This is a genomic window from Caldisericum sp. (assembly GCA_022759145.1).
Lineage (GTDB): Bacteria > Caldisericota > Caldisericia > Caldisericales > Caldisericaceae > Caldisericum.
Genome location: JAEMPV010000006.1, coordinates 1 through 10,758 on the forward strand (window position 1 = coordinate 1; position 10,758 = coordinate 10,758).

Sequence of the window (10,758 nt, forward strand, 5' to 3'; positions counted from 1 at the left end):
TTATAATTTTTGCAAGTAGCAGAATGGGGGAGGGCAGAGCCTCCTCCAACTCCACACAAAAACACTTTTATTTTTTAATGGGGGAGTATTGAGGGGGTGCTGTTTACCCCCTCAAATTTGGGAGATCCTTCGTTACGCTCAGGACGACCAAACTACGGTCGGTTGGAAAAGGTTCAATTTCCTATTTTGGTTGAACAGATGGACCCACACACAAAGCGACTTTAATTCATATTTTTGTCTTGGTTTTCTAAGTTTATAAATTCTTCCAAAAAAGTTGTATAAAGATTATTTTTTAAGAAATTTTCGTTATTAAGAAGACGCTTAATAAGCAAAATATTGGTTTTTATACCTTCAATTCTTATTTCTTCAAATGCTCTTCTTGCAACAGAGATTGCTTCTTCCCTTGTTTCCCCTTTTGCTATTAGTTTTACAAGAAGTGAATCAAACATGGCAGGTACTTTATAACCCTGATATATGTGCGTATCGATTCTTACATTTCTTCCTAACGGAAGGTGTAAAAATTCGATCGTGCCCGAGGAAGGCTTGAAGTTATTAAATGGGTCTTCTGCATTTATTCTGAATTCGATTGCATGTCCATAAGATTTTTTGCTTGAAAGGTCTATTTTTTCGCCATTTGCAATCTTCAATTGTAATTTTACAATATCAATGTTAAACGTTTCCTCCGTGACAGGATGCTCAACTTGGATACGTGCATTCATTTCCATAAGATAGTGTCTTCCATTAGCATAGAGAAATTCAATTGTACCTACATTGGTATAGTTAATGCCCTTTGCAAATTTTATTGCATCATTTATTATGCTTTTGGTTTCATCTTTTTTAAGTTCTGCCTGTGCTTCCTCGATCACTTTTTGATGATTTCTTTGTAACGAACATTCTCTTGTGCCAAGAGAGGAAACTGTTCCGAATTCATCTGCTACAATCTGCACTTCAATGTGTCGAGGTTTCTCAAGATACTTTTCGATGTAAATATTATCTGAGCCAAAAGAAGCCCTTGCTTCGCTCATTGCAAGTGGTAGTAAGGTCGATAACTGCTCCTCATTCTCTACAACCCTAATTCCTCTGCCGCCCCCGCCATTCGCTGCTTTTAGCATAACCGGGTATCCGATTGCTCTTGCTACTTTCCTCGCATCCTCAAGAGAGTTAACCGGTTCCTCCGTTCCTGGCAGAATAGGAATTCCAAAAGAATTAGCAATTTTCCTAACATGTGCTTTGTCTTTTATAATGGTTTGAATATTTGCAGCTGGTCCAATGAACTTTATACCATGATCCTCAACGATTTTAGCAAACATAGGATTTTCAGACAAAAATCCATAACCAGGATGAATGGCATCAACCTTGAGGAGAGTTGCAGCACTAATTATATTAGGGATATTAAGATAAGAATCTCTTACGCTTTTGGAACCAATACATATTTTTGAATTAGCAAGTTTGACAGGCAACGAATCTCTGTCTTCATATGCATAAGCAAGAATCCCCTCTATACCCATTTCCTCAAGACTTCTAAGTATTCTTAGTGCTATTTCTCCTCTATTTACAACAAGGACTCTTTTAATCCTCATAAATCTCCTCTAACTCAAAAAGTGGCTGCTCTGCTTCAACCATTGATCCATCCTCAGGGAAGATCTTTATAACTTTTCCCTTTTTCTCAGCCTGTATTTCGTTCATTATTTTCATTGTTTCAACTATACAGAGGGTCTGCCCCTTTTCTACAACATCACCAACCTCAACAAATGGCTTTGATGTTGGATTGGGCTTCCTGTAAAACACGCCAACAAGTGGTGATTTTACAAGAAAAGTATTTGCACTTTCAGTTATTATTTCCTTTTCGGGTTCCTTTTGAAGTGTTTCCTTTTCAGCAAAAGATGCTGTTTCTTTTGAAGTAAATTTGAATGATATCTTTAGCCCATCAACTTCGAGGTTAAATTCTTCTACTCCGTTTTTCTTTGCAATTTCTATAATCTCTTTTATTTCCTCACTGATATTTTTGTTTTTCATCGTAAACCCCCATTTTAAGGAATTTTTCTTTTCTCATCTTAAGCAAGTCTTCTCGTTTTATTTTTGTAAGTTCTTCAAGAGTGTTAGAAATTGCTTCTTTAACATTTCTCATGGTAATTTCTTTAAATCTGTGTGCTCCCCCAATTGGCTCTTCAATAATTTTATCGATTACTTTTAGTTTTAGAAGTTCCTCTGATGTAAGTTTTAGAGAGATTGCTGCTTCTTTTGCTTTACTTGCATTTCCGAACAAAATTGAAGCACATCCCTCTGGCGAGATAACTGAATATATTGCATACTTCAGCATAAGAATTCTATCCCCCACTCCTATGCCAAGAGCACCACCCGAACCACCTTCCCCTATCACAACAACTACGATAGGAGTGGGTATGTTGAAAAATTCCATAAGGTTTGTTGCAATAGCATGCGCTACACCTCTCTCCTCAGCCTCTTCTGTTGGATTTGCACCAGGTGTGTCAAGAAATGAAATGATTGGAGCATTAAATTTCTCACTTGCAAGCCTTACAACTCTTAAAGCCTTTCTATAACCTTCAGGATTTGCCATCCCAAAATGTGCTTCCAATTGTTCTTTAAGATTCTTTCCTTTTCTGTGCCCTATCACACCAACAACAGTTTCATTTAATCTACCAATACCTGTAATCATTGCGGGGTCATCACCAAAATATCTATCTCCATGAAGTTCTACAAAATCTGTAATAATGTTTGAGATGTAATCTTCTGTATGGGGACGCTCTGGATGTCTTGCAATCTCAACGACTTCATAAGGTTGAAGATTAGAGTAGATTTCTTTTAGTTTTTCATCGAACATCCGCTTCAGTTGTTCGTCCCCAGGGTTTCTTTGCATAGCAAGATAAATCTTTTCAAGTTCTTGTTCGAAAGAAAGAAATTTCATGGAAGATACCTCAAGATCCTTTCTATTTCACTTTTTAAAAATCTTCTGTCAGTAACTATATCTACAAAGCCATGAGCAAGTAAAAATTCTGCTGTCTGGAAATCATCTTTTAGCCTTTTCTTAGTAGTTTGCTCTATTACTCTTGGACCTGCAAAACCGATCATTGCCTTCGATTCCGCTATTATAATATCTCCAAGCATTGCAAAACTTGCAGTAGTCCCACCATAGGTAGGATTAGTAAGGATAGATATGTAAAGTCGCCCGTTTTTCTTGTAATCAGATAAAGCTCCACTTATTTTTGCCATTTGCATTAATGATAATATTCCTTCCTGCATTCTTGCCCCACCCGAAGAAGAAATGATAATCAAAGGTAGTTTTTCGTCAATAGAGTAATATATAAGACGAGTTAATTTTTCACCCATTGCACTTCCTAAACTTCCTCCTACATATTCAAAAGCGAGAACTCCTACTGCAACATCTATATTGCCTATTTTTCCTCTGCCAGTTATAATAGAAGAGCTATATCCCCCGCTTGCCTCTATTTCTTCGATTTTTTTCTTATAAGGTTCCTTGTCTACAAATTGAAGCGGATCACTCGAAGTAATCTCTTTAAACATTTCAATAAAAGTCCCAGTATCAATTAAAGATTCAATTCGCTCCCTTGCAGTAAGCCTAAAGTGGTATCCGCAATAGGGACAAACTTTTAAGTTTTCTTTTAACTCTTCATAATAAATAAGGCGTCTGCAGCTATTGCACCTAATCCACTGGTTCTTTGCTTCTTCCTCGGTTATAACTTTTACTATTTTTTTCATCTCAAACTATTATATTCAAATTATCAAAATTTCCAAAATATCCAAAATAAAAAACTTTTGCTTTGCTAATTTCGGCTAAAGATAATCAAAAATAAATTAAAAAAGGGGCGTAACGCCCCTTTAAAAGTTGAAAATTCGCTAATGTTATTTCGACAATTTGAAGTATGTTTGCCCTATTTCTTTAAGTTTATCGTAGTCGGGAACAACATATGAAATCCCGTCAATCATATGAGGAACGCCAGGGAAATTTACAATCTGTAAATCTTTACTTGTAATATCTTTATAGGTAAGACCAAGTTTTGTAATCTGTGCAACCGTCAAATTTGTGTCAACCGCATTACCAATTTCCTGTGCAATCTGAGGAAGTTTAAAAATGTTTCTTATGTCTTTCGTCTGGTCTATAATCGCCTTAATAAGTTCCTGTTGCCTTTCAACTCTTCCATGGACATTTCCTTCGGAATCAACACCAAAGTCTCCCCACGCATCATATCTAAACCTTGCATATTCAAGAGCCTTAATACCGTCAAGATGCTGCACTCCTGGATTGAGGTCTATCTTTACATCACCTGCCCATGAGTGGTAGTGCATTGGCTCTTTTACATCAATTGTAACTCCACCAATCGCATCGATTACCTTTGCAAATCCATCAAAGTTTACAATCGCATAGTAAGGGATATCTTTACTATCAATACCCAGAAGGTTTGCAACGGTTTTTATGGAAAGTTCAACCCCACCATCTTCAAAGTAATCAGAATTAAATGCAGCGTTAATTTTATCGTATCCGTGCCCCGGAATAAGGACTCTTGAATCCCTCGGAATGGAGAGAAGCGTTATCTTTTTGGTGGTTGGGTCAAGGTGAACAAGAATCATTACATCAGACCTTCCTGCCTCATTTTTTGTTCGCCTGTCAGTTCCCAAAAGGAGTATATTTGTTGGCTTTGAGGTATCGAGAGGAATCTCCCCCTTTGAGTGCTCGTTAATGAGGCTCAAATTTTTTGCCGTAATGTAAACATAATACCCAAGCACCACCACAAATGCTATAAGCACTACAACCAAAACTTGCTTTATAATTTTCTTTGCATTTACAGTCATTTCCAAATTTCCTTTCAATCAAAAATCATTGCCAGATATATCACAAGTGATATTATAATCAAAAATTTTGCTAAAATTATGAATTTCCTCATTTTAAAAGTAATTTAATAATATGAGGTCCAAAAAGGAGTGAAATAGTCGTCATTAGCTTAATGAGGATGTTAATAGAAGGTCCTGCAGTATCCTTGAGAGGGTCGCCAACCGTATCTCCAACAACGCTTGCCCTGTGTGCCTCAGACCCTTTGCCTCCAAAGTTACCCTGTTCAATATATTTCTTTGCGTTGTCCCAGGCAGCCCCAGCATTTGCCATATAGATTGCAATAATTACGCCCGAAAGAAGCGCTCCTGCTAACAACCCACCAGTAAACTCTTTACCATAGGACATAAAGATAATTAATCCTGCAAACGGAGAAATAACTGCAATAAGAGAAGGAAGAATCATACTCTTTAAGGCACCTTTCGTAGAGATTGCAACGCACTTCTTGTAGTCAGGATCTGCTTTTCCGGACATAAGCCCGGGAATTTCTCTGAACTGCCTTCTAACTTCTTCGACCATAAAACCTGCAGTCCTTGATACCGCCATTATCGCAAGTGCCGAGAACAAGAATGGAAGTGCTGTGCCAACAAACATCCCTGAGATTGTATATGGAGACATAACATCGAGTGTGTTCATTTCCATTGTTTGTATATAAGAGGAGAATAGTGCAAGTGCAGTAAGTGCAGCAGAACCGATTGCAAAGCCCTTGCCCATTGCGGCAGTTGTATTTCCAAGTGCATCAAGCGTATCTGTCCTTTCCCTTACTTCATGCGGAAGGTGGGACATTTCTGCAATACCACCTGCGTTATCTGCAATTGGTCCATATGCATCGACGCTCAAACTTATACCAAGAGTTGAAAGCATGCCCAAACCTGCAAGGGCAATACCAAAAAGCCCGCTAAACCTGTAAGCAATTATTATTCCTAATGCAATAAGGACAAGGGGGATAAATGTGCTTTCCATTCCAACAGCCATTCCAGAAAGGATTGTTGTTGCAGCGCCACCCTCAGAAGCAGACTTTGCAATTTCGACAATCGGTTTGGAACTTGTATAATATTGTGTTATGAATCCAATTGCAAGCCCTATAAGAAGCCCGGTAATAATTGCAACAAAGTAGTTAATGCCATTGGGAATACCTTTTGAAACGAAGAAGAAAATCACTATTGCAACAATATTTGCAGTAACAGAACCGATATTAAGCGCCTTTTGAGGATGAATGTTGAGTTTGGATGCAATAAGGGAAGAGACTACACCTATAAGCGAGGAAAGAATACCATATCCAGTGATGAGATATATATAAGTTGAGGCATTGCTTCCAAGCGCAAGAATCCCAAGGATTATAGCTGCAGTAATCGAACCAACATATGATTCGTATAAATCTGCACCCATCCCTGCAATATCGCCCACATTATCTCCGACATTATCGGCAATGACCGCAGGGTTTCTCGGGTCATCTTCAGGAATGCCTGCTTCGATTTTGCCTACAAGGTCTGCTCCGACATCGGCAGCCTTTGTGTATATGCCGCCACCAACACGAGCAAATAATGCAACAAAACTCGCACCGATTGAATAACCGGTTACTGCAACAAGTGGACTAACCTGAGGGAGGAATTTCACAGTGATAACATAAGTAAGAAGGGAACCAATAATCCCAAGACCTGTTACCGTAAGCCCCATTACCGAACCGCCAGAGAATGCAACGAATAGTGCTTCGCCTGTGCTTTTTGTTGCAGCATTTGTAGTCCTAACACTTGCTCTTGTTGCAATGTACATCCCAAAAAATCCAGAAAGTGTTGAGAAAATTGTCCCAAGAATGAAGAAAAGCGCAACATAAGGAGAAATTACCACTCCAATTACAATTGCAAATATAATAACCCAGATATACATCGTCTTGTACTCTTCAAGGAGAAATGCAAGTGCACCGTCCTGGATTGCTTTTGCGATTTTTTTCATTCTTTCTGTGCCCTGGTCACGCCTTAAGATCGAGATTGATAAGATGATTGCAACGACAAGGGATAACACCCCGAAGATACCTGCAAGCCAAATTCCCATTCTTACCTCCTTCTATTTTCAGAATATGGAGCCGGCGATCTGATTTGAACAGACGACCCGCTCATTACGAGTGAGCTGCTCTACCCCTGAGCTACGCCGGCACCTAAACTAAAACTTCCTAAAATAAAAATGGAGCGGAAGACGGGATTCGAACCCGCGACACCTGCCTTGGCAAGGCAGTGCTCTACCCCTGAGCTACTCCCGCTTTTGTCTCTCATTTTCATTAAACTGGCGGGATCGATGGGATTCGAACCCACGGTCTCCGGCGTGACAGGCCAGCGTGTTAGACCACTACACCACGACCCCGCTAAATGTATTATATTTAAACTTACAATTTTTTGCAATATCCTAATGGTGGGCGAAACAGGATTCGAACCTGTGACCCCTTCCGTGTGAGGGAAGTGCTCTACCGCTGAGCCATCCGCCCACAACCCACCTAAAAAAATTTGGTGCCCTCGAGGAGAGTCGAACTCCTATCGCCGCCTTGAAAGGGCGATGTCCTAACCGTTAGACTACGAGGGCGCAACTGGTGAGCCGTGCAGGATTCGAACCTGCGACACCCGGCTTAAAAGGCCGGTGCTCTGCCTACTGAGCTAACGGCCCCCATAGGGGTATAGCAATAATATAATACAGAAATATTAATTTCTGTCAAGTGGGTAGATTAATACCCCTCGACTCGTTCGACAAACTTTGTGTATTCTTGCTGGAACAAAAGTGATGCTTTGCCCTGAGGCCCATTTCTCTGTTTTGCAACAATGAGTTCTATTTCTTCCCTGTTATCCTCATCTGGCACATGCAAAAAGATAACAACATCTGCATCCTGTTCGATTGAGCCAGATTCCCTGAGGTCTGAAAGGACTGGGCGTTTATCCTCACGCTTTTCTACAGCCCTGCTCAGTTGCGATAGGACTACAATAGGTATATCAAGTTCTCTTGCAAGATTTTTAAGCCCACGGGTAATTTGTGAAATTTCAAGAACTCTATTCTCAACCTTTTGCTCGGACCTTATAAGCTGAAGGTAATCTATAAAAATGATTTCAATTTTTGCTTCAATTGCAAGCCTGCGGGATTTTGTCCTTATATCGTTAAGCGTTACATCTGGAGAGTCATCAATATAGATAGGTGCTTCATAAAGGCTTGAATATGCCTCGGTTAATTTGGGCCAGTCCTCGTCCCTAAGGTATCCCGTCTTCAATCGCATCATATCAACCTTTGCTTCGGCGCACAACATCCTTTCGATGAGCTGCTCCTTAGACATTTCAAGTGAGAAAATTCCAACAGGCTTTTGTTCTTTAATTGCTATGTGCTCGGTTATGTTGAGTGCAAGGGATGTCTTTCCAATGCTTGGACGCGCTGCAATAATTACAAGATCAGATTTTTGAAAGCCTCCTGTAATTTTATCAAGCGAGGGAAAACCGCTCGGAATACCAGAAAGCCCGAGTTTCCTTTTGTGCCGGTTTTCGATTTCGGTAAAGTGCTCGTGGAGGAAATCCCGAACTCTTAAAAAGTACGATTGTGTTTTTCTTTGAGAAATATTAAAAATTTTCTGCTCTGCAGCGTTGAGGACTTCATCAATATCCATCGACTCATTAAAGCCAAGTTCAGAGATTTCTGCACCAGCCTTTATAAGTTCCCTTAAGAGGGCTTTTGTCTTAACAATCTTTGCGTAGTATTCTACATTTGCAGCATTGGGGACGGAGGATGCAAGTTGCATTATATATGTAGGTCCACCGACAAAATCGAGTTTATTTGTGGAACGCAATTTATCAGTTACGGACACTATATCGATGGGGGTATTTTCTGTTGTTAAATCGAATACAGCCCTCATTATCTCCTCGTGCTCAGGACGATAAAAGTCCTCAGGACGCAAAATTTCGAGCACTTTGAGGACTGCCTCTTCGTCAATGAGGATTGAGCCGATTACCGATTGCTCCGCCTCGATACTATAAGGAGGAAGCCTTTTAATCTCGTTTTCAGCCATTATTCTTTTTCAACTCTTACCTTGAGTTCTGCCTGGACTTCCTTGTAAAGTTTTACAGGAATTGTATAAACTCCAAGTTTTTTAATCGGGGTGTCAAGGACGATTTTTTTCTTATCGATATCAATTTGAAAGACTTTTTTAATTTTATCTTCGATGTCTTGAGCGGTTATTGAGCCAAAAAGTTTGTCTCCCGTGCCTGCATTTGCCTTGAAAATGAGTTCTTTTGACTCAAGAATTTCTTTTTCCTTCTTTGCCTGCGCGATTCTTCGCTCCTCTACATTCTTTGACTCATCGACAATTGTCTCTGCAGTATCTTCATCAACAACCTTTGCAAGACCTTTTGGGATAAGATAATTAAGAGCATAGCCCTTTGAAACTGAGACTATGCTCTTTGCGTTCCCCAAGCCTTTTACATTCTGTAAAAGAAGAACCTTGATTTTCATTATCTTAAATCTTAACGAAAGGCAAAAGTGCCATTATACGAGCACGCTTAATTGCTCTTGCAAGTTGCCTCTGGTGTTTTGCGCAAAGCCCTGTGTTCCTTCGTGGAAGAATCTTACCTTTCTCGCTTATGAAACGTGAAAGTTTTGCAACATCTTTATAGTCAATCTCTTCGTTTCTTGCACAAAATACGCAGACTTTCCTCTTCTGTCTGAAGAAGTATCCTTTCTTTGCAACTCTTTTTGGTGATTCCATTATTTTTACCTCCTTCTATGCAAATGGTACATCTGGTTCTGACTCATCGGTAGCCTCTTCGATTTCAATTTCCTTTGCGCCTTTTGCTACGATGAGTTTTATGTCTCTTGCAACGATTTCCGTTGCGTATCTTTTGTTCCCGTCAACTTCGTATTCTCTTATTCTCAATCTGCCCTCAACGAAAATGGTGTCGCCCTTTTTGATTGTTTTTTCAACTTTGTCTGCAAGCCTGTTCCAGGCAACAATAGTAATGAAGGATGTCTCTTCCTGCCAATTTGAAGGGTCTTGCTTGCTTTTATAATTTATGTTGACAGCAATTCTGAACTGGGCAACTTCATTACCTGTTGGGGTGTATCTGATGTCGGGGTCTGCAACAAGACGCCCTGTAAGGAAAACTCTGTTTACATCAGACATTTTCTTCGACCTCTTGAGTTACCTCTTCTGCCTTTGTTTCTTGTGGTTTCTCGGGCATTTCCTTTTCTTTCTTCTCTTCCTTCTTAACAATCATTGCCCTGAGGAAACCATCGGTAACCCTGAAGAAGTAGTAAAGGTCTTTAACTGCACTTGCTGGAAGATTAATGTAGGCAAGATAGTAATAACCTCTGTCCTGCTTGAGAATGGGATAGGCAAGAGTCCTTAATCCCCATTCGTTTTCACTTCTAAAACTTCCGCCATTTCTTTCCACAAAATCGTGGAATTTCTGAACCAAGCCCTGCCTTTCTTCATCAGAAAGGTTAGCGCTTACGATGTAAAGCACTTCGTAATAATTCATCTTTTTACCTCCTGGACATAAAATTTTTGCCTTGTAAGGCAACCCCTACAAGGAAGGTATCTTTATACCAAACTCTATTATACAGAAAATGGGAGCATAATCAAGATGGTGGAGGAGGATTACAACTCCACCCGAAATTAATTTTTTGCCTTTCGGGGTTAGTTGGGAAGGGGTGCCCCCTTCCCATTATGTCACCCCGAGCCATCTTTGCGAGGGGTATCCAATTTAATTGAGGGGATTGGACATCACACCCTCAAAACCCCCGAGAAAACATAAAAGGCGGAGATTCCTCACTTTGTTCGGAATGACCGGATTATAATTAGAACTTCGTGTTCTTATGGGGTAAGTTCGAAAGGGGTCTGTTACCCCTTTCGATTGAAGAGGAGATGC

General features: G+C 40.0%; 11 protein-coding genes and 6 tRNA genes. All 17 read right to left on the minus strand.

Annotation, left to right across the window (positions count from 1 at the left end; translation table 11 throughout):
* Positions 1-221: 221 nt before the first annotated feature.
* Positions 222-1,580, minus strand: a complete 1,359-nt coding sequence (locus tag JHC30_00255; protein MCI4462600.1) for an ATP-grasp domain-containing protein — start codon at positions 1,578-1,580, stop codon at positions 222-224.
* Positions 1,570-2,016 carry a hypothetical protein gene (locus tag JHC30_00260; GenBank protein MCI4462601.1) on the minus strand — a complete coding sequence of 149 codons (447 nt, stop codon included), beginning with the start codon at positions 2,014-2,016 and terminating at the stop codon, positions 1,570-1,572. Before JHC30_00260 ends, JHC30_00255 begins: the two co-directional genes overlap by 11 nt.
* Positions 1,994-2,926: an acetyl-CoA carboxylase carboxyltransferase subunit alpha gene (locus JHC30_00265; protein MCI4462602.1), complete on the minus strand. Its 933-nt coding sequence runs from the start codon at positions 2,924-2,926 to the stop codon at positions 1,994-1,996. The genes JHC30_00260 and JHC30_00265 overlap by 23 nt, the downstream gene beginning before the upstream one ends.
* Entirely contained in the window at positions 2,923-3,738 is an 816-nt protein-coding gene (locus JHC30_00270) for an acetyl-CoA carboxylase carboxyltransferase subunit beta (GenBank protein ID MCI4462603.1), read from the minus strand. Before JHC30_00270 ends, JHC30_00265 begins: the two co-directional genes overlap by 4 nt.
* A gap of 144 nt (positions 3,739-3,882) precedes the next feature.
* The gene (locus tag JHC30_00275) at positions 3,883-4,830 is read right to left on the minus strand and encodes an LCP family protein (GenBank protein ID MCI4462604.1); all 948 of its coding nucleotides are present in this window, start codon (positions 4,828-4,830) and stop codon (positions 3,883-3,885) included.
* 88 nt (positions 4,831-4,918) lie between these two features.
* Positions 4,919-6,919, minus strand: a complete 2,001-nt coding sequence (locus tag JHC30_00280; GenBank protein MCI4462605.1) for a sodium-translocating pyrophosphatase — start codon at positions 6,917-6,919, stop codon at positions 4,919-4,921.
* A gap of 26 nt (positions 6,920-6,945) precedes the next feature.
* A tRNA-Thr gene (locus JHC30_00285) sits at positions 6,946-7,020 on the minus strand.
* 29 nt (positions 7,021-7,049) lie between these two features.
* Positions 7,050-7,124: transfer RNA gene (locus JHC30_00290), tRNA-Gly, on the minus strand.
* A 24-nt stretch (positions 7,125-7,148) separates the two neighbouring features.
* A tRNA-Asp gene (locus JHC30_00295) sits at positions 7,149-7,225 on the minus strand.
* A 46-nt stretch (positions 7,226-7,271) separates the two neighbouring features.
* Positions 7,272-7,346, minus strand: a tRNA-Val gene (locus JHC30_00300).
* A gap of 20 nt (positions 7,347-7,366) precedes the next feature.
* Positions 7,367-7,441 (minus strand) — tRNA-Glu (locus JHC30_00305).
* Positions 7,442-7,446: 5 nt separating this feature from the next.
* Positions 7,447-7,522: transfer RNA gene (locus tag JHC30_00310), tRNA-Lys, on the minus strand.
* Between the two features lie 58 nt (positions 7,523-7,580).
* Positions 7,581-8,900 (minus strand): replicative DNA helicase, encoded by a 1,320-nt coding sequence (dnaB, locus tag JHC30_00315; protein MCI4462606.1) that lies wholly within the window; start codon positions 8,898-8,900, stop codon positions 7,581-7,583.
* Entirely contained in the window at positions 8,900-9,343 is a 444-nt protein-coding gene (gene rplI / locus JHC30_00320; protein MCI4462607.1) for a 50S ribosomal protein L9, read from the minus strand. The genes dnaB and rplI overlap by 1 nt, the downstream gene beginning before the upstream one ends.
* Before the next feature lie 4 nt (positions 9,344-9,347).
* Complete coding sequence (locus JHC30_00325; GenBank protein MCI4462608.1) at positions 9,348-9,596, minus strand: 30S ribosomal protein S18; 249 nt, start codon at positions 9,594-9,596, stop codon at positions 9,348-9,350.
* 15 nt (positions 9,597-9,611) lie between these two features.
* Positions 9,612-10,010, minus strand: coding sequence for a single-stranded DNA-binding protein (locus JHC30_00330; protein MCI4462609.1), 399 nt, complete (start codon positions 10,008-10,010; stop codon positions 9,612-9,614).
* Positions 10,003-10,368 (minus strand): 30S ribosomal protein S6, encoded by a 366-nt coding sequence (rpsF, locus tag JHC30_00335; GenBank protein MCI4462610.1) that lies wholly within the window; start codon positions 10,366-10,368, stop codon positions 10,003-10,005. The genes JHC30_00330 and rpsF overlap by 8 nt, the downstream gene beginning before the upstream one ends.
* Positions 10,369-10,758 lie beyond the last annotated feature (390 nt).

Bases quoted from the DNA above. Each gene is read 5' to 3' on its own strand.
- JHC30_00275 (MCI4462604.1), bottom strand. From the start codon at position 4,830: ATGACTGTAAATGCAAAGAAAATTATAAAGCAAGTTTTGGTTGTAGTG.
- JHC30_00270 (MCI4462603.1), bottom strand. From the start codon at position 3,738: ATGAAAAAAATAGTAAAAGTTATAACCGAGGAAGAAGCAAAGAACCAG.
- JHC30_00255 (MCI4462600.1), bottom strand. From the start codon at position 1,580: ATGAGGATTAAAAGAGTCCTTGTTGTAAATAGAGGAGAAATAGCACTA.
- JHC30_00330 (MCI4462609.1), bottom strand. From the start codon at position 10,010: ATGTCTGATGTAAACAGAGTTTTCCTTACAGGGCGTCTTGTTGCAGAC.
- dnaB (MCI4462606.1), bottom strand. From the start codon at position 8,900: ATGGCTGAAAACGAGATTAAAAGGCTTCCTCCTTATAGTATCGAGGCG.
- JHC30_00260 (MCI4462601.1), bottom strand. From the start codon at position 2,016: ATGAAAAACAAAAATATCAGTGAGGAAATAAAAGAGATTATAGAAATT.
- JHC30_00265 (MCI4462602.1), bottom strand. From the start codon at position 2,926: ATGAAATTTCTTTCTTTCGAACAAGAACTTGAAAAGATTTATCTTGCT.
- rplI (MCI4462607.1), bottom strand. From the start codon at position 9,343: ATGAAAATCAAGGTTCTTCTTTTACAGAATGTAAAAGGCTTGGGGAAC.
- JHC30_00325 (MCI4462608.1), bottom strand. From the start codon at position 9,596: ATGGAATCACCAAAAAGAGTTGCAAAGAAAGGATACTTCTTCAGACAG.
- rpsF (MCI4462610.1), bottom strand. From the start codon at position 10,368: ATGAATTATTACGAAGTGCTTTACATCGTAAGCGCTAACCTTTCTGAT.
- JHC30_00280 (MCI4462605.1), bottom strand. From the start codon at position 6,919: ATGGGAATTTGGCTTGCAGGTATCTTCGGGGTGTTATCCCTTGTCGTT.